Source organism: Aeromonas australiensis (assembly GCF_000819725.1).
GTDB lineage: Bacteria > Pseudomonadota > Gammaproteobacteria > Enterobacterales > Aeromonadaceae > Aeromonas > Aeromonas australiensis.
This window is the reverse complement of the sequence record NZ_CDDH01000062.1, coordinates 231,622-256,350: the sequence shown is the minus strand read 5'-3', so window position 1 is coordinate 256,350 and position 24,729 is coordinate 231,622. Positions and strand designations below refer to the sequence as shown.

Annotated in this window: 20 protein-coding genes; 9 read left to right on the top strand and 11 right to left on the bottom strand. The window is 60.2% G+C overall.

Annotated features, from left to right (window positions below):
* Positions 1–11: 11 nt before the first annotated feature.
* Genes pheT through cobB form a run of 6 tightly spaced genes read left to right on the top strand, consistent with a single transcriptional unit; the run spans position 12 to position 9,410 of the window.
* A complete protein-coding gene (gene pheT, locus BN1117_RS10750; protein WP_040097227.1) occupies positions 12–2,399 on the top strand; it encodes a phenylalanine--tRNA ligase subunit beta in 2,388 nt (795 codons plus the stop codon).
* Positions 2,400–2,402: 3 nt separating this feature from the next.
* Entirely contained in the window at positions 2,403–2,699 is a 297-nt protein-coding gene (gene ihfA, locus BN1117_RS10745; RefSeq protein ID WP_005300715.1) for an integration host factor subunit alpha, read from the top strand.
* A gap of 15 nt (positions 2,700–2,714) precedes the next feature.
* Complete coding sequence (locus tag BN1117_RS10740; protein WP_052441495.1) at positions 2,715–6,704, top strand: response regulator; 3,990 nt, start codon at positions 2,715–2,717, stop codon at positions 6,702–6,704.
* On the top strand, positions 6,691–7,935 hold the full coding sequence (locus tag BN1117_RS10735) for a response regulator (protein WP_040097225.1): 1,245 nt from the start codon (positions 6,691–6,693) through the stop codon (positions 7,933–7,935). Before BN1117_RS10740 ends, BN1117_RS10735 begins: the two co-directional genes overlap by 14 nt.
* Positions 7,936–7,937: 2 nt before the next feature.
* Positions 7,938–8,576: a GNAT family N-acetyltransferase gene (locus BN1117_RS10730; protein WP_040097223.1), complete on the top strand. Its 639-nt coding sequence runs from the start codon at positions 7,938–7,940 to the stop codon at positions 8,574–8,576.
* Positions 8,577–8,636: 60 nt separating this feature from the next.
* Positions 8,637–9,410, top strand: a complete 774-nt coding sequence (cobB, locus tag BN1117_RS10725; RefSeq protein ID WP_040097221.1) for a Sir2 family NAD+-dependent deacetylase — start codon at positions 8,637–8,639, stop codon at positions 9,408–9,410.
* 85 nt (positions 9,411–9,495) lie between these two features.
* Here cobB and BN1117_RS10720 read toward each other — a convergent pair whose 3' ends face one another.
* The 7 genes from BN1117_RS10720 to smrB all read right to left on the bottom strand — a co-directional run bounded on the left by BN1117_RS10720 (position 9,496) and on the right by smrB (position 16,364).
* Entirely contained in the window at positions 9,496–10,509 is a 1,014-nt protein-coding gene (locus BN1117_RS10720; RefSeq protein ID WP_040097219.1) for a substrate-binding domain-containing protein, read from the bottom strand.
* Positions 10,509–11,438, bottom strand: coding sequence for a ribokinase (gene rbsK / locus BN1117_RS10715; RefSeq protein WP_040097217.1), 930 nt, complete (start codon positions 11,436–11,438; stop codon positions 10,509–10,511). Before rbsK ends, BN1117_RS10720 begins: the two co-directional genes overlap by 1 nt.
* 108 nt (positions 11,439–11,546) lie before the next feature.
* Positions 11,547–12,422 carry a ribose ABC transporter substrate-binding protein RbsB gene (gene rbsB / locus BN1117_RS10710; RefSeq protein ID WP_040097215.1) on the bottom strand — a complete coding sequence of 292 codons (876 nt, stop codon included), beginning with the start codon at positions 12,420–12,422 and terminating at the stop codon, positions 11,547–11,549.
* A 30-nt stretch (positions 12,423–12,452) separates the two neighbouring features.
* A complete protein-coding gene (rbsC, locus tag BN1117_RS10705) occupies positions 12,453–13,421 on the bottom strand; it encodes a ribose ABC transporter permease (RefSeq protein ID WP_040097213.1) in 969 nt (322 codons plus the stop codon).
* On the bottom strand, positions 13,418–14,947 hold the full coding sequence (gene rbsA / locus BN1117_RS10700) for a ribose ABC transporter ATP-binding protein RbsA (RefSeq protein ID WP_040097210.1): 1,530 nt from the start codon (positions 14,945–14,947) through the stop codon (positions 13,418–13,420). The genes rbsC and rbsA overlap by 4 nt, the downstream gene beginning before the upstream one ends.
* A gap of 35 nt (positions 14,948–14,982) precedes the next feature.
* Positions 14,983–15,402: a D-ribose pyranase gene (gene rbsD, locus BN1117_RS10695; protein ID WP_040097208.1), complete on the bottom strand. Its 420-nt coding sequence runs from the start codon at positions 15,400–15,402 to the stop codon at positions 14,983–14,985.
* A gap of 437 nt (positions 15,403–15,839) precedes the next feature.
* Positions 15,840–16,364 (bottom strand): endonuclease SmrB, encoded by a 525-nt coding sequence (smrB, locus tag BN1117_RS10690; RefSeq protein WP_040097206.1) that lies wholly within the window; start codon positions 16,362–16,364, stop codon positions 15,840–15,842.
* Between the two features lie 86 nt (positions 16,365–16,450).
* Between smrB and prmB the strand changes: the two genes are divergently transcribed.
* Together prmB and aroC are read left to right on the top strand one after the other, a co-directional pair.
* Positions 16,451–17,386 carry a 50S ribosomal protein L3 N(5)-glutamine methyltransferase gene (gene prmB / locus BN1117_RS10685; RefSeq protein WP_040097266.1) on the top strand — a complete coding sequence of 312 codons (936 nt, stop codon included), beginning with the start codon at positions 16,451–16,453 and terminating at the stop codon, positions 17,384–17,386.
* 12 nt (positions 17,387–17,398) lie between these two features.
* Positions 17,399–18,487 (top strand): chorismate synthase, encoded by a 1,089-nt coding sequence (gene aroC, locus BN1117_RS10680; protein ID WP_040097204.1) that lies wholly within the window; start codon positions 17,399–17,401, stop codon positions 18,485–18,487.
* Positions 18,488–18,598: 111 nt separating this feature from the next.
* Here aroC and BN1117_RS10675 read toward each other — a convergent pair whose 3' ends face one another.
* Complete coding sequence (locus tag BN1117_RS10675; RefSeq protein ID WP_040097203.1) at positions 18,599–19,429, bottom strand: substrate-binding periplasmic protein; 831 nt, start codon at positions 19,427–19,429, stop codon at positions 18,599–18,601.
* 345 nt (positions 19,430–19,774) lie between these two features.
* Between BN1117_RS10675 and BN1117_RS10670 the strand changes: the two genes are divergently transcribed.
* A complete protein-coding gene (locus tag BN1117_RS10670; protein WP_040097201.1) occupies positions 19,775–21,175 on the top strand; it encodes a DEAD/DEAH box helicase in 1,401 nt (466 codons plus the stop codon).
* A gap of 119 nt (positions 21,176–21,294) precedes the next feature.
* On the opposite strand, the gene BN1117_RS10665 is transcribed toward BN1117_RS10670, so the two are convergent.
* The 3 genes from BN1117_RS10665 to BN1117_RS10655 all read right to left on the bottom strand — a co-directional run bounded on the left by BN1117_RS10665 (position 21,295) and on the right by BN1117_RS10655 (position 24,457).
* On the bottom strand, positions 21,295–21,945 hold the full coding sequence (locus tag BN1117_RS10665; RefSeq protein ID WP_040097199.1) for a hypothetical protein: 651 nt from the start codon (positions 21,943–21,945) through the stop codon (positions 21,295–21,297).
* Positions 21,946–22,435: 490 nt separating this feature from the next.
* On the bottom strand, positions 22,436–22,996 hold the full coding sequence (locus BN1117_RS10660) for a hypothetical protein (protein ID WP_040097197.1): 561 nt from the start codon (positions 22,994–22,996) through the stop codon (positions 22,436–22,438).
* A 267-nt stretch (positions 22,997–23,263) separates the two neighbouring features.
* Positions 23,264–24,457, bottom strand: a complete 1,194-nt coding sequence (locus BN1117_RS10655) for an aromatic amino acid transport family protein (protein ID WP_040097195.1) — start codon at positions 24,455–24,457, stop codon at positions 23,264–23,266.
* Between the last annotated feature and the right edge of the window lie 272 nt (positions 24,458–24,729).

Sequence of the window (24,729 nt, the reverse complement as noted above, 5' to 3'; positions counted from 1 at the left end):
GGCGAGAGAACATGAAATTCAGTAAATCCTGGGTGATGGAGTGGGTCCGCACCGAGTTGAGTGACAACGCGTTGGCCGAGCAGATCACCATGGCCGGTCTGGAAGTGGACGCTGTGGAAGCGGTGGCTGGCCAGTTCAACAATGTGGTTGTGGGTGAAGTGGTCGAGTGCGCCCAGCATCCGGACGCCGACAAGCTGCGGGTGACCAAGGTCAACGTGGGCGAGGCCGAGCTGTTGGATATCGTCTGCGGTGCGCCGAACTGCCGTCAGGGCTTGAAAGTATGTGTGGCCAAAGTAGGGGCGACCCTGCCGGGTGATTTCACCATCAAGAAAGCCAAGCTGCGTGGCCAGCCGTCTCACGGCATGCTCTGCTCCTTCAGTGAGCTGGGTATTGACGTTGAAGCCGATGGCATCATCGAGCTGCCGGCCGATGCCCCCATCGGCACCGATATTCGTGACTACCTCAATCTGAACGACGTCTCCATCGACGTTGATCTGACTCCGAACCGTGCCGACTGCCTCGGCATCGCCGGTCTGGCCCGTGAAATCGGCGTGCTCAACAGCGTCGACGTGGTCGAGCCGACCTGGGTGCCAGCCGTTGCCACCATTGATGCAACTTTCCCGATCCGGGTTGAAGCGCCGGCGGATTGCCCCCGTTATCTGGGGCGCGTCATCAAGGGGCTGAACCTCAAGGCCCAGAGCCCGCTCTGGATGCAAGAGAAGCTGCGCCGTGGCGGCATTCGCTCCATCGATGCCATCGTCGATATCACCAACTACCTGCTGCTGGAATACGGTCAGCCGATGCACGCCTTCGATCTGGCTACCCTGGAAGGGGAGCTGGTGGTGCGTCGCGCTCATAGCGATGAGCCGATGACCCTGCTCGACGGCAATGAAGTGAAGCTCAAAGAGACCACCCTGGTGATTGCTGATGCCAAAGGCCCTGCCTGTATGGCCGGTATCTTCGGCGGCAACCGCACCGGTGTATCCGAGACCACTACCGACATCTTGCTGGAGTGCGCCTTCTTCGCACCGCTCTCCATCACCGGCCGTGCCCGTGCCTACGGTCTGCACACCGACTCCTCCCACCGCTTCGAGCGTGGGGTGGATCCCGAGCTGCAAGCCAAAGTGATAGACCGTGCAACTCGTCTGCTGCTGGACATCTGTGGCGGTGAAGCGGGTCCGGTCATCGAGGTCAAATCCGATGCCCATCTGCCGAAAGCGGCCCCCATCAAGCTACGTCGTGCCAAGCTCGACAAGGTGATCGGTATCAGCGTGGCGGATGCTCAGGTGGTCGAGATCCTGACCCGCCTCGGCATGCAAGTCACTGTGGATGCTGACGGTTGGACTGCGCTGGCGCCCTCCTGGCGTTTCGATATCGCCATCGAGGAAGATCTCATCGAGGAAGTGGCCCGCATCTACGGCTACAACAACATCCCGAACCTCAAACCCGCTGCCTCTCTGGCGATGGTTGAGCAGGCTGAAGGGCAGGTGACCCTGAAGCGGGTGCGTGACCTGCTGGTTGACCGCGGTTTCCAGGAAGCGATCACCTACAGCTTTGTCGATCCCAAGACCCAGCAGACCCTGTTCCCCCAGAGCGATGCCATCGTGCTGCCGAACCCGATCTCGGTCGAGATGTCCGCCATGCGTGTCTCTCTGTTCCCGGGTCTGGTGCAAGCCGTGGTTTACAACCAGAATCGTCAGCAGCCTCGGGTGCGCCTGTTTGAGCAGGGACTGCGTTTCATCAAGGATGAAAGCGCCGAGAACGGCATCCGTCAGGAGCCGATGCTGGCCGGTATCATCACCGGCAACCAGGGTGATGAGCACTGGGACATCAAAACTCGAGCAGCAGACTTCTTTGATCTGAAAGGGGATCTGGAAGCCGTGCTGGACTTGACCGCCGAAGGGGCCACTTTTAGCTTCGAGCGTACCGAGCACAGTGCCCTGCACCCGGGCCAGAGCGCAGCCATCCTGCGTAATGGCGAGGTGATCGGCCACATCGGCGTGATCCACCCAAGCCTCGAGAAGAAGCTGGGTCTCAAGAGCCGCGCGGTGATGTTCGAACTGGAGCTGGACAAGCTGACCCCGGCCAAGGTGCCGGTAGCTGCCGAGGTTTCCAAGTTCCCGGCCAACCGTCGCGATATCGCGGTGGTGGTAGATGTTGCGGTTCTGGCAGGCGACGTCCTGGCAGTAATTAAAAAAGTTGGCGGAAATCAGGTAGTTGGAATAAACTTGTTTGACGTATACCAGGGTGCTGGTATGGCCGAGGACAAGAAGAGCCTGGCCATCAGCCTTGTACTGCAAGATACCCAGCGCACCCTGGAGGAGAAAGAGATTGCCGAGACCGTAGACAACGTCGTGCGGGCCCTTGGTGAAGAGTTGAATGCATCCTTGAGGGATTGATCTATGGCGCTTACCAAAGCCGACATTGCAGAGCACCTGTTCACCCAGCTGGGGATGAGCAAGCGTGAAGCCAAAGATATGGTGGAAGCCTTCTTTGAGGAGATCAGACAAGCGCTTGAGCGTGGTGAACAAGTCAAGATCTCGGGCTTCGGTAACTTCGATCTTCGCGAGAAGAATCAGCGTCCCGGACGCAACCCCAAGACGGGCGAGGATATTCCTATCAGCGCCCGTCGGGTGGTGACCTTCCGGCCTGGCCAGAAGCTCAAGGCCAGGGTAGAAAATGTTGAACCCAACGAGTGATAAAAAGCCAGGCAGATGCCTGGCTTTTGTTTTCAGATGACCAAATTTCCCGTTTTTTTTCTGGGTGCGTTGCTGGCACAGCCGTTGCTTGCCAAGTCTTTGCAGACCACAGTGCTGCCCCTAGCGCCGGCGACCCAAGCCTATGTGAATTCACTGAGCCAGCTTTCGCTCTGCTATCCTGCGACGCTTCCGCCACCATACCTGATGGCCGAGGGGGGACTGCTCAAGGATCGCCTCGCCCGGTTGCAGGAGCTGTTTCCGGTCCCGCTGGTGCTCAAAGAGCTGCCCGATTGGCAGACATTGCGCACTGGGCTCACAGAGGGGGACTGCGACATCATTCCCTATGTCGGAACCCGCAAGAAGGCAGTGGATGGCATGCGGTTAAGCCGTCCGATGATGGAGACCGATGCCGCCATCCTCTACAAAGGCGAGGATCTTAAACAGGCCCGCTTTTTGGTCTACTCGGTGGCAGACTCTGCCCGTCTGCTCCATGAGCTCTATCCTCATGCGCGCATTATTCCCCTAAAAAGCGGAGAGAAGCTCTACGATGCGCTGCAGAGCGGTAAGGGGGATGCCTATCTGGGGGACTATCTGCAACTGCGCTATCTGATGCGCGAGTATCCTGCCGATGGTTTGCGCCTGCGCCGCCTGTCTGGTGACGACAGGATCATCAGCTATCGCCTGATGATGCGTGATCAGCCACAGTTGGCCAACCTGGTGGACATCCTGATCCGTTATATGCCTGCCGGTACCATTTATACCGATCTGGCCCGTTACCTCGATCAGGGGGCGCTCTATGTCAATCAGCCTCATTTCAGCGATACCGAACAGGCCTGGTTATCCGGCCGCGGGCGCACCATTCGCCTGGTGGTCAATCCAGAGCTGATGCCCTATAGCGGCGTCAACGAGCTGGGGGAGGCGAAGGGGTGGAGTACTGATGTGCTGCGCTGGGTCACTCAGGAGACCGGCCTGAGATTTCAGCTGGTGCCCACTGCCAGCAAGGCGGAGGCAGTAGAGAAGCTGCGCCGCGGTGAAGCGGAGATGATGGCCGGTTTACCGGAATCCCCCGCACTGACGGATGAATTTATCTTCAGCCGGACCATCTCCATCAACCGGTTTGCCTTGGTCAGTAAACGCAAGCTGGTCGACGATCACATCAGCCAGCTCAAGCGGCAGCGTATTCTGGTGCCGGGATCCCTCTACGATCCCTCTTTGCTCGCCCTGCTTGGGGATCAGGAGTGGCTTCGTACCGACGACCTCGAGCAAGGGCTTGCGGCGATCAAACAGGGCAAGGCTGACGCCATGTTGAGCGAGCTTTATCAGCTGCAGTACCCCCAGCGCACCAACTTGCTGGAAGGGCTCAATATCGAGGAGCTGGAAGATCGCTTTGGACTTGGCTTTGCCATCAACAAGAGTCAGACCCTGCTGGCCGGGGTGATGGATCGCAATCTGATGGCCCTGACCAATACCCGGGTCGATGAGCTTAATCAGCGCTGGCGTCGCTTGTTCGTGGTACAGCAGCCCGGCGTGAGTTACGCCGCCTGGTTTGGCTCCATCGCCATGGCATTACTGATCAGCGGTATCGTCATCGGCGGGATCTGGCGCTCTCGCCAGCAACTGGCACGGGAGGTGGCCCAGCGTCACGCCGCCGAACAGGCGCTTGCCCTCGAGAGCGAGCTGCGGGAAACCATGTTTCAGGCACTGCCGGTGCCCGTCTATCTGCGTGACAGTCAGGGCAAGGTGATCAAAGCCAACAAGCAGGGAAGACGGCTGGCCTTGCGCCACACAGAGCAACTGATGCTGCCGCCGGTGCAAGCCCAGAAGAGCGAAGGGGAGTTGGTGCTGGGGGAGCAGATCTTTGCTTATGCCCAGCATCCGCTGCGGCTGGACAAGCAGGCGCCAGCGACCGATCTTATCGCCCTGTCGGATATTAGCGTGCTGCGCGAGCAGGCCCGCTTTCTGCGACAGGCAGAGCGCCGTCTGCGTGCCCTGACCAATACGGTACCCGGTGTGGTGCTGCAATTCATGTTCGAACGAAGAGGAGAAGGGGGCATCGAGTTTATCAGCCGGGGCTGTTACGAGCTGCTGGGGTTGGCTAGTCAGCAGATCCGACGTGAACCCCAGCGGGTGCTGACCATGCTGGATCGCGAGGATCGCCGCCGGGTGCGGCGCGACATGCTCGCCATGCTGCAGGCAGGCAACCCCTTTGCATACACCATGCGTTATCACCATCCGACCAAGGGTCTGCGCTGGTTGCAGCTCTATGGCCGTGGCCGCAGTCAACCGCAGGGTTGGCGCATCTATGCGGTGATGCAGGATGTCACCGACCGGGTCGAACAGGAGCAGGCATTACAACACTCCCATGAGCAGGCGCAACAGGCAGTGCAGGCCAAGGGGCGCTTTCTGGCCGCCATCAGCCACGAGATCCGCACGCCGATGAACGCCATGCTCGGCTTGCTGGAGTGGCTGGCCAGCACTCCTTTGTCGAGAGAGCAAGACTCTGCGCTGGCACGGGTGCGTCAGGCGGGGGATGAGTTGCTCGGCCTGCTCAACGATGTGCTCGACTTTAGCCGCAACGAAAACAGCAAACTCTCCCTCTCGCCCCAGCCCACCGATTTCACCGAGCTGTGCGAACAGGTGGCGGCGGTGCACTGGGCCAAGGCACGGGCCAAAGGATTGCAACTGCGCTTGCAGCTGGATCCGGCTCAGCCAGCCCTGCAGACCCTCGACCCTCACCGGGTACGGCAAGTGCTCCACAACCTGCTCTCCAATGCCATCAAGTTCAGCCTGCGTGGGGAAGTGGTGCTGTGGGCCGAGGTGGTCGCATCGACCTTGCGCTTTGGTGTGGATGATCAGGGACCGGGGATCACCGCCAAGATGCGTACCACGCTCTTTATGCCGTTCGAGCAGTTTGCCATTGAAGGGCAACTGCGGGCGCCGGGCACAGGTCTTGGTCTGGCGATCTGCAAGCAGCTGATCGAGCAGATGGGGGGTCTTATCGATGTCGAGGGGCGCGCCGGTGGTGGTAGCCGCTTCTATTGCGAGTTGCCCCTGAAGCGGGTGCAGCAGGAGCCGGACTGGCAGCCCAATGTGCGGCAGCTGTCGCTCTCTTTACCCCACGATGAGGCGCAGGCACTCTCGCCCTGGCTCAGTCGATTGGGGATCGCCACCGTCAGCAACGCCGTTGAGATGCTGCAAGCGGAGGTGGACGAGAAGGGGCTCTACTATTGGGCCTGGCAAGGGGAGTCCTGGGTGCCCGGGACCATCATCACCCTGCTGCAGCCACGCTTGACCCCGGATCAACCGGTCGCCGGCACCCAGCCCGGGCTTGGCATGCGGGTACTGCTGGTTGAAGATCACGATGTCAATCGCGAGCTGATCAGCCTGCAACTGGGGCAACTTGGTGCCAGCGTCGTCACTGCCGCCAACGGGCAGCTGGCGCTGGAGATGCTGGTGCGCCAAGAGGTGGACGTTGTGCTGACAGACCTGCAGATGCCGGTGATGAACGGGGCCGAGCTGTGCAGGCAATTGCGCCAATCCGCCCGTTGGGCCCGTCTGCCGGTCTATGTGATCACCGCAGATCTCAGTGATCAGGCGGCAAGGGAGCTGCAATCCTGCGGTTGCGATGGCCATCTGGACAAGCCGGTCGCCCTCAAGGAGCTGGCGACCTTGCTGCGTCATATTGCCAGAAAAGGGAGCAATAGCGTTGCCCCGACACCGGTGGCCTCGCTGCTGACCGATGAACTGGCCGCCCTTTATCTGAAGGCTACCCGTGATGATTTGGCCGAACTTGAGCGCTGCAGCACAGAAGAAGATGAAGTTGGCGTGAATGCTGCTTTACACAAGTTAAAGGGGGCCGCCAGAATGGTAGGGGCGACGACGCTGGTGGCGGTCATTGAAGAGTGGCAACAGGCGCCCCATCCGATGCTGCAAGCCAGATTGAACCGGGCTCTGGATGAGTTCAGCCAGCAGTTTTCAAAGAGGGCTCAAGATGATCATCACTGATGAAGAGTTACTGGCGTTGCTCGATTCGGAAGAGCATGAGGCGGCAGGATTTTGCCCCATTGTGCTCTATGCCCTCGACAGCACCGCCCATGAATTGGCCTGCACCATGACATTGCCCCCCTATGTCACGCTGCACCGCACCCGACCGGATGCCTGCTGGCAGTGGGAAGGGCTGTTTGCGGCAGGTGCCATTGCCCTTTACGACCCCGCGGCTCATCAACAGGCGGACTACTTCCCCCAGTTGCAGCAGCATGAGGGAATTTACGCGATTGGCGAGGATTGGCTGGGAGGGCTTGCCGCCAGTTACCGTAACTGGTGCAACTGGCTGGCGGCTAACAAGGTGCTGCTGCTCGAGGATCACCCGTTTCAGGGGATGCAACTGCAACAGACCATCGCCGAGCTGGGGCTCTCCTGTCAGTGGGTGCAGGATGAATCGGCCTGCCTTGCGGCATTGTCGGCGGGGGATATCAGCCTGCTGGTGTGCGATCTCAGCCTAGTGGAGCAAGATGCCATCAGTTTGCTGATGAACCAGCCCCAGTTGCAGGAGGCCGGGCTGCCCATCGTGCTGCTTTCGGCCCATGAGCAGACGCTGATCGATGGTGCCCGCCGCCTGCTGCACGATGCCGGTTTCAATATTCTGGCGGCGCTGGCCAAGCCGCTTGATTGCGACGAGCTGCTCAGGTTGCTGCGTCGACTCTATCTGGGCCCGCTGCGTCAGCAGCGCTTGAGCGGCCAGCGCCGCTCCATCCGCCGGTGGCAGGGGGAGGTGCAGGGTCAGCTTGGGCTGCTTTCCAGTCCCGCGACCCCTCATCCGGTCTGGCTGGCGGTAACGGGTTTGCCCAGCCGCTGGGAGGCGCTCAAGGAGTGGCTGGCAGAGCAGTCGCGCGCCCCATCCGAACTGACCCTGCTGATCCACCGTCGAGACCACCTGCTCGGCAATGCCGATCGTTTCGCGCTGGTGCTGCAAGCCAGTTTGGCGGGGAGCAAGCTGGCGCTGCTGCTCGATAACAGCCAGCATCTGCCATTCGATTTGCTGGAGCGTTTGCCGCTGCAAGCCTTGCTGCTGGGGCAGGGGATCTTGCCGGAGATGGAGTCCTTGACCGGTGACTCCCTGCTGGGACGTTTTATGACCCGGGTCAGGGAGCTGGGGATCGCCATCTATCTGGATGACCCCTACAACCTGCTCGATGCCGAGGTATGGCGAGAGCACGGTATCGCGGGGCGCTGGTAATTATGCCGCGTTATCTCTGCTGGCCACTGAATCGGGAGCGACTTGCCAAAGGATTGGCTGGCTGGCCCCATCCGACTTCCCGGACCGGGTTGCCACTGGCGATGCAGGTCTCCGAGGTGCCTTGCCTGCTGCGCGAGCTGCATGGTGTGGCGCCTGCCCGCATGCTGGCCGCCTATGATGCGCTCAGTGAAGAGAGCATCTATCTGCGCTTTATGCGCCCGAAACGGACACCCTCTGCAGATCAGACCGCGCAATTTCTCAATTATGATCCAGAGACTCAAATATCATTGCTGCTGACCGACCAGGAGGGGGTACCGCTGGCACAAGCCCAATCAATCCGCCGCCGTCACCCGCAACGAGCAGAGTTCTCCTGCATCGTGGCGGATCATTTCCAGCACAAGGGGGCGGGGCGCCGCATTCTGCTGGCGCTGGCACTGCTGGCTCGTGCAGAGGGGATCCGGGAGTGGACCGCGGAAGTGTTGGCCCAGAACCGGCCCATGCTGACCCTGCTCAAGCGCCTTGGCTTGCCGCTGTCCATGGTGACCGGGCGGGAGATGGTCTTTGTCAGGCTGGATCTGACCGTGCTCGATGAGTGGCTGCCTGGACAACCGAACGGGCCTTTTAAGACCAAGGACGAATAGTGACACTTTTTTCCCTGTGCTAAGGTCACATCTATTGTGCGGGGATAGACGGAGCAGCTTATGGCGCACTCATATAAACATATCGTGATCCTGACCGGAGCCGGGATATCAGCAGAATCCGGCATCAAGACCTTTCGTGCCTGCGACGGCTTGTGGGAAGAGCACAAGGTTGAGGACGTGGCGACCCCTGAAGGGTATGCCAGGGATCCCGAACTGGTGCAGCGCTTTTATAACTCTCGCCGCAAACAGCTGCAACAGCCTCAGGTGCACCCCAATCCGGCCCACTATGCGCTGGCCCGTCTTGAGCGGCTGCTGCCCGGTACGGTGACGCTGGTGACCCAGAACATCGACAATCTCCACGAGAGCGCAGGCAGCAAGAATCTAATCCATATGCATGGCGAGCTGCTCAAGGCCCGCTGCCCGGAGTCCGGTCAGGTGATCGAATGGCGCGGTGATCTCCATCAGGACGAACTCTGCTCCTGCTGCCAGTTCCCTCAACCGATGCGTCCCCATGTGGTCTGGTTTGGCGAGATGCCGCTCGGGCTGGATCGCATCTACAACGCGCTGGCCCAGTGCGATCTCTTTATCTCCATCGGCACCTCTGGCGCCGTCTATCCTGCTGCCGGTTTTGTCCATGAGGCAGGCCTCAACGGGGCGCATACCATCGAGCTCAATCTCGAGCCGAGCGAGGTGGGCAGCCAGTTTGACGAAAAACGCTATGGTCCCGCTTCTCTGCTGGTACCCGCCTATGTCGATGAGTTACTGGAGGTGTGCGGTATCCATCAACCGAAGCAGGTCGAGGGGCACAACTGGATGGAGATGCGCGAACGCTAGGGACTTGGCATAGAGGAAAAGCAGAAGGCGACGCGGTGAGTCGCCGTTTTGTTGCACGTTGCTTTTTTCCGGTAGCGGGTGTCCGTTACGGTTGTACGGGCTGGGGCGCGCAGGATTGTCTGATCACCAGATCCGGATCGACGGTGATCAGGTGGTTCTCCACCGCTTCGCCGTTGATCCGCGCCAACAGGCGGGTGACGGCGAGGCGACCCAGCTCCTCTTTGGGCTGGTTGACGGTGGTGAGCGGCGGCGACATAAATTCGGCCAGCGCCACATTGTCATAGCCGACGATGGAGATATCCCGCGGGATCACTAGCCCCGCCTGATGGGCGGTACTGATGGCCCCCATCGCCATCATGTCGTTGCAGACAAAGAGGGCGGTGGGGCGCTCGGGCAATGCCAGCAGACGGGTCATCGCCTGATGGCCGCTGGCGCAATCAAAGTCCCCCTCCTGGATCCAGTCAGGATTGATGGTGAGCCCCGCCTGCTGCAACGCCTGTTCAAAGCCAGCCTGGCGCTGGTTGGCGGGGGCGCGGCTGTGGGGGCCTGTGATACAACCGATGGCGGTATGGCCCAGCTCAATCAGATGGCGGGTTGCGAGATAACCGCCGTGGAAGGAGTTATCGGCGATAAGATCCACATCCTCGCTGACCAGCCCCCAATCCATCACCACCACCGGCAGGCTCTTGAGCCAGTCGAGCTGGTTGAACACCTCTTGTTGTCCCTCGCTGCACATGATGAGCAGGCCATCGACCCGCTTGCGCAGCATCATCTTGAGGTAGGAGAGGGCGGTTTCCGCCTGCCCCTCGGTGTTGCCCAGCATCAGGTTGTAGCCCTGCTCGAAGCAGTAACGCTCCACCCCGCGCACCACCTCGGCAAAGAAGGGGTTGCTGGAGGTGGTGACCAGCATGCCGATACTGTTGGTCTCTTTGACCTTGAGGCTGCGGGCCACCAGACTCGGGGCGTAGTTTAGCTCGCGCATGGCGGTGAAGACCCGCTCCCGGGTCTCCTCGGCCACAAAGCGGGTCTCGTTGATGACATGGGAGACGGTGGTGGTAGAGACCCCCGCCAGCGCGGCCACCTCCTTGATATTGGCCATCAGTGCCCCTGCGCAGTCTGCTCAAGCAGGAAGGTGTCGACCTCCTGCTTGCTCGGGATAGAGCTCTGGGCACCGAAGCGGGTGACGGAGAGCGCCGCCGCCCCGTGGGCAAAGCGCACCGCGCTGTGGAAATCGGCTCCGGCAAGTTCCGCCGCCAGCAGGGCGCCGTTGAAGGTATCGCCCGCGGCTGTGGTATCCACCGCCTTGACCCGAAAGCCCGGGATCAGCTGCTGCTGGGCGTTGCTGCAATAGACCCCCTGCGACCCCAGGGTGATCATCACGTCCGCAATCCCCATCTGGTGGAAGCGGGCGGCCGCCTCGCGGGCGCTCGCTTCATCGGTGACTTTGACGCCGGTCAGCAGCTCCGCTTCGGTCTGGTTAGGGGTGATAAGGTCGACCAGCGCCAGCAGCTCGCTTGAGAGTGGGCGGGCGGGAGCGGGGTTGAGCACCACCCGGGTGCCGTGGGCGCGAGCCAGCCGTGCAGCTTCATGGACGCTTTCGAGCGGCACTTCCAGCTGCAACAGCAGGGTGTGGGCGTCGGCGATCATCGCTTCGTGGTTTTTCACCACGGCCGGGGTGATGGCCCCGTTGGCTTCGGCGGAGATACCTATGCTGTTCTCCCCCTCATCACTCACATAAATGATGGCGATGCCGGTCGGGAGCTTGGGATCGAGCTCGACGGCGCTCACATCGATGCCATCTTTGGCAAAGCCGCTTTTCATCTGGTGGCCGATGGCGTCATCACCGATCCGGGCGATAAAAGAGACTGCGGCGCCGAGGCGGGCGGCGGCCACCGCCTGATTGGCCCCCTTGCCACCCGGCACCACCTGATAGCTGTGACCGGTCAGGGTTTCACCCGGGCGAGGAAAGTGGGGAACGCGCAGTACATGGTCTGCATTGACACTGCCCAGAACGACGAGACGATTCATGTTGATTACTCCTGATGCATCTTGGCTTGAGCACAGAGATTGAGTGAGCACAAGCCGGGAGGCACCGAAATGGCAGAGAACAGGGGAGGCGAGCCTCCCCTTGGGTACTTATTCGCTGATGACTTGCAGCGGAACCGGAATGGATTGCTCGACCGGCTGACCTTTAAGCACCTGGTCGGCGGTCTCGACGCCGATGGCACCGATCAGGGCCGGTTGCTGGGCCACGGTGGCGGCCAGTTTGCCACGGGAAACAGCGGCTTTGCCATCGTCAGTGCCGTCGAAGCCGACGATCATCACCTCTTTACCTGCTGCCTGTACTGCGCGGATAGCACCCAGTGCCATTTCATCGTTCTGGGCGAACACCGCCTGCACGGTTGGATGAGCCGCCAGCAGGTTTTCCATGACGTTCAGCCCCTTGGTGCGGTCAAAGTCGGCAGGCTGGGAAGCGAGTACCAGCAGCTTGTTGGCGGCTACGGCCAGAGCAAACCCTTCGCCGCGGTCACGGGCGGCGGAGGTACCGGCAATCCCTTCCAGCTGGATCACCTTGGCGCCGGTACCCAACTTCTCGGTGATGAAGTCACCGGCCAGTTTGCCACCCGCCACGTTGTCGGAGGCGATATGGGCTTTCACCTCACCCTGCGCGGCGCCGCGGTCCAGGGTCAGTACCGGGATGCTGGCGCGGTTGGCCAGACGAATGGCGTTGCCAACCGCTTCGGAATCGGTGGGGTTGATCAGGATGGCGCCGACCTTGCGCACGGTGAGATCTTCCACGTTGGAGAGCTCTTTGGCCGGGTCATTCTGGGAATCCAGTACCACCAGCTCATAGCCAAGCTCCTTGGCTTTGGCTTCGGCCCCCTCTTTCATGGTGACGAAGAAGGGGTTATTGAGGGTGGAGACCACCATGGCCAGGGTTTGATCGGCAGCCTGGGCGGTGCCCAGCACGGACATGATGGCGGCAGCGAGCAGGGTATTGAGCTTTTTCATCGTTTCATTCCTTGTGTGTGACTTGTCTTATTAACGATTGCTTTTGTTATCGATCATCACGGCAAGCAAGATCACGCTCGCCTTGGCGATCATCTGGTAATAGGAGCTGACATCGAGCAGGTTGAGGGCGTTGTTGAGAAAACCGATGATCAGTGCACCGATCAGGGTCCCCATGATACGCCCCTTGCCCCCCATCAGGCTGGTACCACCCAGCACCACCGCCGCGATGGCATCCAGTTCATACCCCATGCCGGCGGTCGGCTGGGCGGAGGAGAGGCGAGAGGTAACGATAAGCCCTGCCAGTGCCGCCAGCGCGCCGCACAGACCATACACCGCCAGCTTCACCCGATCCACATTGATACCGGAGAGGCGGGTAGCCGATTCGTTGCCACCCAGGGCGTAGATGTAGCGACCCAGACGAGTGTGGTTGAGCATGAACCAGGCGAGCAGGAAGACGATGGCCATTAGCCAGATGGGCACCGGCAGACCGAACAGGTAACCGGTACCGAGCCAGGCGAAGTGATCGGCGCCGTCACTGAAACCGGTGGAGATGGGGCGCCCCTCGGTATAGACCATGGTGACACCGCGCAGGGCGGTCATGGTGACCAGGGTGGCGATAAAGGCTTGCACTTTGCCCTTGGCAATAATGAGACCGCTGATACTGCCCAGCAGGGCGCCGGCGCCCAGAGTGAGGGGCACCACCAGCCAGATCGGCAGCTCCATGGCCACCATGGTGGCGGCCAGCGCACCGCACAGGGCCAGTACCGAGCCGACCGACAGATCAATACCGGCGGTGAGGATAACCAGCGTCATACCGACCGCCATGATGGCGTTGACCGAGGTCTGACGCAGAATGTTGAGCAGGTTGTCGGCGGTGAAGAAGTTGGGGCTCAGGAAGGAGACCACACCAATCAGGACCAGCAGCGCGACCAGGGATTTGTTCTCGATCCACCACGCCTTGCTCATGACGCCACGGCGGGAAAGGGTTTGGGTTGTCATTGGGATGCCTCTTGCTCTGCTTGCCACTGTTTACCGACTGCCGCCGCCATCAGTTTCTCCTGATTGGCATCGCGGGTGTTGAACTCTGCGCTGATGCGCCCTTCGTGCATCACCATGATGCGATCACTCATGCCGAGCACTTCCGGCATCTCGGAGGAGACCAGAATGATGCTCATCCCCTCCTTCTTGAACTGGTTGATCAGCTGATAAATTTCCTTCTTCGCCCCCACGTCGACGCCGCGGGTCGGCTCGTCGAGGATCAGCACCTTGGGCCGGGTCAGCAGCCCCTTGGCGATGGCTACTTTCTGCTGGTTGCCGCCGGAGAGCAGCTTTATCAGCTGATCCTGACTCGGGGTCTTGATGTTGAACAGGCGCACATAGTCGCTCACCGCCTGCCGTTCGGCCTTGCCATCGATCTTGCCGTTGCTGATGAACTCGTCGAGGGCGCACAGACTCATGTTCTCGCGCACCGACAGCTCCAGCACCAGCCCATCGCCTTTTCGATCTTCGGAGATATAGGCGATGCCTGCGGCCAGACCATCCGCCGGGCTTTTGGGCACCAGTGCATGACCGTCCAATGCCACTTCACCGGCGCTGATGGGGCTGGCGCCGTAGATCAGCTTCATCAGCTCGGTACGGCCGGAACCCATCAGGCCGCTAAAGCCCAGAATCTCCCCCTGACGCAGGGAGAAGCTCACCCCGCGCACGCCGGGACCGGCCAGCTCTTTCACCTGCAGGCTGACGGGGCCGAGCTCGCGCTCAAGGCGCGGGTACTGCTCTTCCAGCCGGCGGCCCACCATCATCTCGATGATCTTGTCTTCATCCAGATCGCTTACCGCCTGCTCGCCAATCCACTTGCCATCGCGCAGCACAGTGACCCGATCGCAGATCTCGAAGATCTCCTTGAGGCGGTGGGAGATATAGACGATGCCGCAGCCTTGTTCGCGCAGCTCGCGGATAACCTTGAACAGCTGCTCGGTCTCGGTATCGGTCAGCGCATCGGTCGGCTCGTCCATGATGATGACGCTGGCATCGAACGACAGCGCCTTGGCGATCTCCACCATCTGCTGTTCGCCGATGGAGAGCTCCCCGAGTCGGGTATCCGGCCCGTGCTTGACGCCAAGTCGTGCCAGCAGGCCGCTTGCCCGCTCGCGCAGCTGTTTGTGGTCGATGCTGCCAAAACGGGTACGGGGCTCGCGACCGAGGAAGATGTTGGCGGCAATCGACAACTCCGGCAGCAGGTTCAGCTCCTGGTGGATGATGCTGATCCCCTGATCCTGAGAGTCGCGGGGGCCCTTGAAGTGGACCGACTGACCGCGGTAGCTGACGCTGCCCGCATCGGCCTGATAGATGCCGGTCAGCACCTTCATCAGGGTGGATTTGCCGGCGCCATTTTCACCGAGCAGGGCCATCACCTGGCCCGGATAGACCCGCAGACCCGCTTCGTCGAGGGCGCGCACACCGGGGAAGGTCTTGACGATCCCGGTCAGCTCCAGAATGGGTGAGAGGGGGGAGGTTGTGCTCATTTGCAGCTTCCTTGAAGAGGCCTTCTTTGAAGAATTCAGAACGCCACACCGGCGCAGAGGATCAGGTTGGCGTAGGGAGTCACCTCGCCGCTGCGTACGATCGCCTTGCTCTGGCGGGAGCGGGTTTTGAACTCCTCATGCAGGCAGTATTCGATGGCGATGGGCTTGCCCTGGGTGGCTGCGTGAGCCTCAAGCTGATCGACCAGCGCCTGATGGGCGGCCGGGCTGATCTGCTTGATCTCGCTTGCCATGATCGCTTTCTCCACCACCAGATCGGTGAGCAGGGCGGTTAACACGGTTTCAAGACTGGGCGTTCCCGCCATCAGCGCCAGATCGATCCGCTCCGGACCTGCCGCAATGGGCAAGCCTGCATCGCAGACGGTGATCTCGTCGGTGTGGCCCATCTGTGCCACCAGAGCACTCAGGGGAGCATTGAGCAGTACGCCTCGTTTCATACAGCACCTCATCAGGCCTTGGCCCGTCAATCTGTGAACCGCTAGGCAACCGGTTACGCAACCGGTTGCGTCATGACGCAAAGATAGGCTTTTTACCGGGGAAGGGCTACGGCAAAACCACGGAAATGTGAAAACGATCTCAAAGCCAGAAGAAAGCAGACCTTTGGCTTAACGGCTGTCAATTGGGTTGGCAAGGGGCAGGTGAGCAGCTATAGCGTGAAAGCGGGTGCAGATAGCGAGGGAGGAGCAGGGCTCTGTGTCGGTGGCGTATGCGGTGATCCCCAGAGGATCTGTGCTATGACAACCACCTGGATGGATCATTGACGTAGGCCATGACGACCTGTTCAACGGCGGCAGCCGTTCGTCAACACTGACACATAGCCCCGTCTGTTAGGCTTTAACCAGCGGATTGGGCAGGGGGCATTTGTGCGGCTTCGCTACTCTTCGATATCCAGCAACACCAGAATGGCGCTGTCGCCGCCCCATTCGCGGGGGGCCTGATGGAAGGCGCGCACATTGGGGTGCTGGGCCAGCCAGCTGGGAATGCGCTGCTTGAGAATATGTTTGCCGATGCCGTGCATCACCGAGGCGACGTGAATGTTCTCTTTTTGGCAGAGGGTGAGCAGGGCGGCTAGCTCCTGTTTTGCCTGCTGCTGGTTCATACCGTGCAGATCGAGATAGATCTCCGGCGGATAAATGCCCCGCTTGAGCTTTTTCAGCTCAAATTTTGACACATCTTCCCGCACGTAACGGGTCGGCCCATCGTCCTCGAGATAGGGTTGATACTCATCGCTGAAATAGTGGTCAACCCCAAGCTTTTCGCGGCTTTCGCGCAATTCTCGTTTCTGCTTGACCGGGCGTAACTCGGCCCTTATGGTATCTTGCTTGATTTTCCGGGTACCTTTTATCGCATCGCGGAACAGCAGGGTTTCCTCGTCTGTCGGTGAGGGCGTTTTTTTCATCAGATGCTCATGTATTAGGTATGCGTCTTTGCCCGTAAGGTCGTCTGCGGGGCTCGGGCCGGATATTACTCGACTTGGAGGTGGATTTGGACAAGATATTTATCGATGAGGTGGTTGCCGAGATGCACACCATCCAGGACATGTTGCGTTGGGCCATGAGTCGTTTCAACGACGCCGGGATTTTTTACGGTCATGGCACCGACAACGCCTGGGATGAGGCTGTGCAACTGGTGCTGCCCGCCTTGCATCTGCCACCGGATGTAGACCCGGCCATGCGCCACTCCCGTCTGACTAGCAGTGAACGTCACCGTCTTGCGGAGCTGATCATTCGCCGTGTTCAGGAGCGCGTCCCAGCCGCCTATCTGACCAACAAGGCTTGGTATGCCGGTTGGGAGTTCTACGTGGACGAGCGGGTGCTCATTCCCCGTTCCCCCATCGCCGAGATGGTGGCCAACCGCTTCGCCCCCTTCCTCAACCATGAACCGACCCGGATCATGGACCTGTGCACCGGCTCCGGCTGTATCGCCATCATCATGGCCCACGAGTTCCCGGAAGCGGAAGTGGATGCCATCGACATCAGCATCGATGCACTGAACGTGGCCGAGCGCAATATCAACGATCACGGGCTGGAGCAGCAGGTCATTCCGATCCGCTCCGATCTGTTCCGCGATCTGCCCGCAGGCGACAAGTACGATCTCATCGTCTCCAACCCGCCCTATGTGGACTCCGCAGATATGTCGGATCTGCCGGATGAATTCCGTCACGAGCCCGAGCTGGCGCTGGCCTCCGGCTCTGACGGCCTCAAGCTGACCAAGCGTCTGCTGGCCCATGCCGCCGACTTCCTCAAGGATAACGGCGTGCTGGTGGTCGAAGTGGGCAACAGCATGATCCATCTGGAAGCCCAGTTCCCCGAGATCCCCTTTACTTGGGTTGAATTCGAAAACGGCGGTCACGGCGTCTTTGTAATGACCCGTGACGAGCTGATGCAGTATCAGGATCATTTCGCCATCTACAAGAACTAAGCAGGAGCGCGCATGGCAGGGAACAGTTTTGGTCAACTCTTTCGGGTCACTACCTTTGGCGAGAGCCACGGCCTGGCGCTGGGCGCCGTGGTCGATGGTTGCCCGCCTGGGCTCGCGATAAGCGAAGCGGATCTGCAGGGAGACTTGGATCGGCGCAAGCCGGGCACTTCTCGCTACACCACGCCGCGCCGCGAGCCGGATGAGGTGAAGATCCTCTCCGGGGTGTTTGAGGGCAAGACCACCGGCACTTCCATCGGGCTGCTCATCGAGAACACCGATCAGCGCTCCAAGGATTACTCCGAGATCAAGGATCTGTTCCGGCCGGGTCACGCTGACTACACCTATCACCAGAAGTATGGTCAGCGCGACTATCGCGGCGGTGGTCGCTCCTCGGCACGCGAAACCGCAATGCGGGTGGCGGCGGGGGCCATTGCCAAGAAGTACCTCAAACAGGCGCACGGCATCGAGATCACCGGTTTCCTCTCCCAGCTCGGCCCCATCAAGGCCGAGGCGTTTGACGCGGCGCAGATCGAGCAGAACCCTTTCTTCTTCCCTGATGGGGGCAAGCTGGAAGCGCTCGATCAATACATGCGTGACCTGAAAAAAGAGGGCAACAGCATTGGCGCCAAGGTGCAGGTCATCGCGCGCAATGTGCCGGTGGGCCTGGGTGAGCCGGTGTTTGACCGCCTCGATGCCGACATCGCCCACGCCATGATGGGCATCAATGCGGTGAAAGGGGTGGAGATCGGTGACGGCTTTGCGGTGGTGGAGCAAAAAGGCTCCGAGCATCGTGACGAGATGACCCCGGCAGGCTTTGCCAGCAACCATGCGGGCGGCATTCTGGGTGGGATCTCGTCAGGTCAGGATATCGTGGTAAGCATGGCGCTCAAACCGACGTCCAGCATCACTGTGCCGGGCAAGACCATCAATACCGAAGGCGAGGCTATCGAGATGATCACCAAAGGGCGTCACGACCCTTGCGTTGGTATCCGCGCCGTGCCCATTGCCGAAGCCATGCTGGCGCTGGTGTTGATGGATCACCTGCTGCGCCATCGCGCCCAGAACCAGGGGGTGTTGACCCATACCCCGCAGCTACGCTGATCGCTGTTGCTGCTTATCGGCTGATCGCCCCCTGTTTGGGGAACAAGTTCGACAATACCAAAAAGGCGACCTTCGGGTCGCCTTTGCTATTTCAGGTGATGGCTTATCCCGTCAATGCTTGCGGTGGGTGCGGGTCAACAGATCCGCGGCGCCCGGATCGGCATTGAGGCGACACCTGGGGGGCGAGAACGTGTTGTGGGGGTTGGGCAAGGCATAAATGGCCTCGTTGATTTTGAGGATCTGTTCTTCGCTTACGCTGTTTTTGGCAAACATCAGACTGACCGGCTGGTGGTGCAGCAACAGCTGGCAGCGGATAAACCCTTCGGCCCCCAGTTGAGCCAGCCGGTAGCGGGCGTATTGCCACTCCATGATGATGCCATCGAGGCGGCGAGCCAGCAGCAGATCGATCATCCGCTCATCGGCGTTGTATTCGGTTGCCATTTTAAGCGCCGGGCAGCTATCCATCTGATGCATGGGGCGGGTGCCGCGCAGTTTGCCAATGTTGAGCCCCTTGCTGTGACACAGTTTGGACAAGGTATCGAGAGGCTTCCAGCGATCCTGATGGCCGGGGATCGGGTCATTGCTCAACAGCACATAGGCGCTTTGGCGATAGGGTGCCGAGAAGCGGGCATAGCCCTGGCGCTCCGGCAGGGGCAGGGCGGCCATCGCCACATCCAGCTGATCGTGTTCCACCAGATGCAGTGCCCGCGCCCAGGGCAGCTCGCGAAACTTGGGGGTAAAACCCGCCTGGGTGAGGATCTGGCGGGTCAGGCTGACATCCAGCCCCTCCAGTTCGCCCTGGCTGCCGATCTGGCTGAAGGGGGGCCAATGGCTCCAGGCCACGGTCAGGGTCTGACTTGCTTGCAGAGCAGGGCTCAGCAGAAACATCAGCAGGCAGAGCCTAGCCTGCCAGCTGCCGCGAGGACGATATGGCTTGGTCATGGTTAACCCTCATTATTGTGTGCTATCCCGTGCTGTTGCCCCGCGATCCATGCCTGCGAGGGCTGATATTGTGTTGCCAGATAATAGTGTGGTGCGTGCGACATCAATCCACGGGATTATTCGGGGGGCTGGAGGGTTTTTTTCTGTTCGTGCTGGGAGGAGCATCACATTTTTCTCGTTTATCCCGGGCAACTCCGTTAGACTGCGCCTCTATTCTTTCCCCTTTGCTCTGCTCCCCGGGGAAATCGTTGTTTTCTCAATAGGCCCAGATCTTGTGAGATGGCATCGGCTCAGCAGAGGAGCCCCACCACAAATCCCCGGCGCCACTATCCCTAGCAGGTAACTATGAGTTTTACTTCCCTCGGTCTGGCCGAACCCTTGTTGCGTGCCGTTGCCGAACAAGGCTACGACACCCCGTCTCCCATTCAGCAGCAAGCGATCCCCGCCGTTCTGGCTGGCCGCGATCTGATGGCGGCGGCCCAAACAGGGACCGGCAAGACCGCAGGCTTTACCCTGCCGATGCTGCAACGTCTGATGGAGAGCAAGCGCAAGGTTTCTCCGAACCGCATTCGTGCGCTGGTGCTGACCCCGACTCGCGAGCTGGCCGCCCAGGTGGGCGAGAGCGTGCGTAACTACGGCAAACACCTGCCGATGCGCAGCCACGTGGTCTTTGGCGGCGTCAGCATCAATCCGCAGATGATGGCGACTCGCCGTGGTCTGGACGTGCTGGTGGCCTGTCCCGGCCGCCTGATGGATCTCTACAACCAGAACGCCGTCAAGTTCGACGAGGTTGAGATCCTGGTACTGGACGAAGCTGATCGCATGCTCGACATGGGCTTTATCCGTGACATCCGCCGCATCTTGACCCTGCTGCCGAAGAAGCGCCAGAATCTGCTCTTCTCCGCCACCTTCGCCGATGAAATTCGCGAGCTGGCCACCGGCCTTTTGGACAACCCGGCGGTGATCGAAGTGACCCCGCGCAACAGCACTGCCGAGCGTATCGAGCAGCTGGTGCATCCATGTGACAAGGCCAACAAAATTGCCCTGCTGAGCCACCTTATCTCCAGCAACAACTGGCAGCAGGTGCTGGTCTTTACCCGTACCAAACACATCGCCAACCGGGTTGCCGAGAAGCTGGAAAAAGATGGCATCAGCGCCGCCGCCATCCACGGCAACAAGAGCCAGGGCGCCCGTACCCGCGCGCTGGCCGGTTTCAAGGATGGCAGTGTGCGGGTGATGGTGGCGACCGACATCGCGGCCCGTGGCCTTGATATCGACAAGCTGCCGCAAGTAGTGAACTTCGAGCTGCCCAACGTGGCGGAAGATTACGTTCACCGTATCGGCCGTACCGGTCGTGCAGGTGCTGCCGGTCACGCCATCTCCCTGGTTGCTGCCGATGAAGGCAAGCTTATCAAGGCGATCGAGCGCCTGACCAAGCAGAACATCCCCTGCGAGCAGGTGGCCGGTTTTGAAGCCTCCCGTGAGACGCTCGATAACATAAGCCGTGGTATCGGCGCGCCGCTTCGCAAAGAGCCCCGCGATCCGAGCGAGCAGCGCCGTGCGCCGCGTCCGCAAGGTCAAGGCCAGCGTCAGGGGGCCGGTCGTTCCGCCTCCAATGGCAATGCAGGTGGTGCCCGTACCGGTAACGGTGGCAAGCCCAAGCCGCAAGGTGGTCAGCGTCCGGCTGATGGCGCGGGCAAACCGGCTCAGGCCCGTCGCCCACGTCGTTCAACCCACAACCAGTAAACGGCTCGGGAGCTTGACTCCCCAGCTATGCGGTTGACTGAAAAAGCCCTGCCAATCTGGCAGGGCTTTTTGTTTTTTCAGCCATGTAATCGGCACTGTGTGGTGCTGCGAGAACCGCGTTAGATGGCCGAAAAATACTGCTGTTGCATCGCCAGCCAGCGGCCGTTATTAATAAACGCCAGCTGTACCTTGAGCAGGGCCGAAATTTCCGCCCGATGCTTTTTATCGAGGTAGAGAAAGACCTGCTCTTTGGCAATCTTCTGCCAAGGTGCGGCCAGTGCAGGCTGAGAGGCGGCGCGCATCTTGATGATCCAGTCCACTTTTCCTCTGTGCAGTTGGGCAAGTCCCTGTTTCTCATCGTTCAACCAGATGATCTGATAGCTGCCGAGGTTGCGTTCACACCACTGGATGCCACGCAGGCAGCCAATCACGGCCCCTTTGGCGGGGGGCCAGTTGGGGTTATCCCGTGGCTTGCCATAAATCGCGGCTTCCGAGATGGGGGCTCCGATCTGCAGCAAGTGGGGATGGGTCTGATCAAAGCCCTTGATCCGGGCCATATCACCATCGACAGCATTGTCTGTCTCAATCAACTTTTCGCAGCGGGCATAGGTGCAGGGGACCAACTTAAAATCGATGCCAGCGCGGCCAAACCAGTCATGAATAAAAGGGCGCAATATCGCGGTGTGCTCGACCGCTGCCGCCAGCTTTAGCGGGGTTGCGTGGGCAACAGGGGTCAGCCCGACAAACAGTAACCAGCCAATCCACTTCATATCGCACTCCTGAATCGGGCTTATTTAAGCAGAACTGTGGCGATGATCCGTGCAGTGAAGAATAGCCGATGGGGATGGCAGCCAGACCGCTTCGCCAGCTATTCGTGACGGTTGAGTCAGGAGAGCTACGCCGTGATCAGGATATGGGTTGCGCTCACCAGGATCACAGTGAAGGTCAGTCCTATTCCTGCCACCTGATAATGGAAGTTCTCTGGTGTGCGGCTGATCCCAAAAACGACCAAGCTACAGGGTGAGCAGGGCTACGCAAGCAGGCAGTATGGTCCTGGTATCTGGCTCCCGGTGTGATGATGTCGAGTGGTTGGTGTTGAGGCTTGGCATCTTAATGGCTTGCCTTGATGGCTGTCGTAAATGGCCGTAGCACGACCGTCATCTATTCACTCGCCATTGGCCAAGCGCAGGCGCAAAGCAAACAGCCCTGCCGAGGTGGCAGGGCTGTTTGTTGACCGTGTTGATGGTGGGTAGCGTCCCGTCATGACCCCTCGTAAGGGAGGGAGGAGTGGTGCAGCACGATGCGCACCTTGCCATCATCTCCTTTCTTGAAACCCCAGGTCTTGTCGACCGTAGTCTCCTTGTTATCGCGATCCACCAGATGCACCTTGCCCATGGTCAGCGCCATGTCGCCGTTGATATAGACGGCGGCATTGTCATAGCGATAGCTCTGCCAGTTTTTCAGGGCAAAGCCGCTATCGGCCGGATAGGCGCTGTTGTTGCCGACAAAGTAGGCCAGCGCCCCCTCGCGGGTGGTGCGAAAGGTCTGCTCGCCACCGGCGAGGGTGGGTTTGAACAGCACCGGCCCCTGCTGGTAGCCATAAGCGCTGTCGAGTACCGCCTCGGCTGTGGCTTTGGCGCGCTTAATCCCACCGGCGCGATAGTCATCGCTTATCTTGATAAGCGCCGCGCCCCAACCATCCTGCGCGGCCTTGATCTCCGCCTCGGTGATATTGTTGTTGGCGATTTCGGCGGCGCTAAGTGCGCCGCTGGCGGCAAGCAGGACGAGGGCAAGGGTGCTCTTCTTGAGGTGCAACATCATTGTTTTCAAACTCCTGATAGCGATAAACGAGCGGGCAGTGTAGCGAAGGGGCATGAACGGTTTTTGAACTGACTATTCAGGGTTAGGTAGTAAACAGGTCGGTATATAGCTGAAGGTTTGGGTGTCTATTTGGTAAGGGCCGCTGCCTGAATGAATGGTGATGGCTGTATCCAACGCATTTTTGACCAACAAAAAGCCCCGCCAAACTGATTGGCGGGGCTTTTGCACTTTTGCTATTTGAAGTGGAGCATTGAATGGCGGCAAGGATCAGAGGGCCGGCAGTAGCCCCATGCTGACGCTCACCTGCACACCGACGATCAGTACGCCCATCGCGGCGGCCACTCCCAGCGCCACTACGCCACCCGGGGCGCGGTAGTGGTGGACAGGCGCCTGCTTGCGGCTCTGCCATACCAGCGCCACCGGCAGCAGCACCGCGAGGATCGCCAATGCAATGGCGGCGTAGCCCAGCGCCATGATAAAGCCCTGCGGGAAGTAGAGGGCAAACAGCAGCGGCGGAACAAAGGTGATAAGACCGGTCTGGCTGCGGCCCTGCCAGTTGTCCTTGCGGCGGGTCACCTTGGCCATAAAGTCAAAAAGCCCAAGCGTCACCCCGAGGAAGGAGGTGGCGAGTGCCAGATCGGCAAACAGGTGCATCGCCTGATTAAATGCAGGCCAGCTCACCAGCTTGCCGACATTGGCCAGCAGGCTGTCCAGCGCGCCGCCGGTTTGCAGCAGGGATTGCTGGCCGAGCAGACCGAGGATCGCCACCTGCCACAGCACATAGAGGATCAGCGGCAGGGCAGAGCCCCAGACAAACACCCGGCGCAGCTGCTTGGGACAGTCACCGAGGTAGAGCATCACGCTCGGAATGGAGCCGTGAAAGCCGAACGAGGTGAAGATGACCGGCAGGCCCGCCAGCAGCAAGCCCTGACCAAGCGGCATCGAGAGCAGATGCTGCCCTTCGGTGCGCGGCAGCAGCAGCGCCAGCACAGCTACCATGATCACCAATTTGACGGTGAACATCAGCCGGTTGAGGTAATCCACCGAGCGGGTGCCGACACAGACCATGCCGCCAAACAGCAAGGTAAAGGCCCAGGCAGCTTGCTCCTGGGTAAGCGCCATGCCCGTATCGGCCAGTGCTTGTGCCAGCAGGCTGCTGCCCCCGCTGATGTAGGCGGAGGCCAGCGAGTAGAACAGCATCAGGATGCAGAAGGAGGCGATGCGTTTGCCCCAGGGGCCGAGCAGATGATCCGCCAACTGGTGCAGGTACCACTTGCCGGTGTTAAGGCTGGCCTCTACTTGCAGCATGGCGGTGAAGGCCATCAGGGCCCACAAGCCGACCATCAGCATCAGGGTGGCGGGGCCGCCGAGGGAAGAGGAGGCAAGCGGCAGGGCCAGCATGCCGGCGCCTATGGTGGTGCCGGCAATCAACAGGGTACAACCCAGGGTTTTGGTATTCATGTTATCCATCCGAGCGTAGTGGTGTCAGTGCAAACAGGCGATGTCAGCAGTGGCGTCAACAAGAGGGGGCCAATTGGCGTTATCAGCAGGCGCCTCCGGGGATTGGGCCGGAGGCTAGCAATATCGGAATGGAAACATCTGTACCTGAAACCTGTCAGTTGTAAAAGATGGTTGCCACGTTAGCGGATCAAAATAGCGGAAACAACCCCTTTTATCCTGATCTTGTGCTGGCTTGTGGCAATAAGTGGAAATAAATGATGACAGTGGTAGCT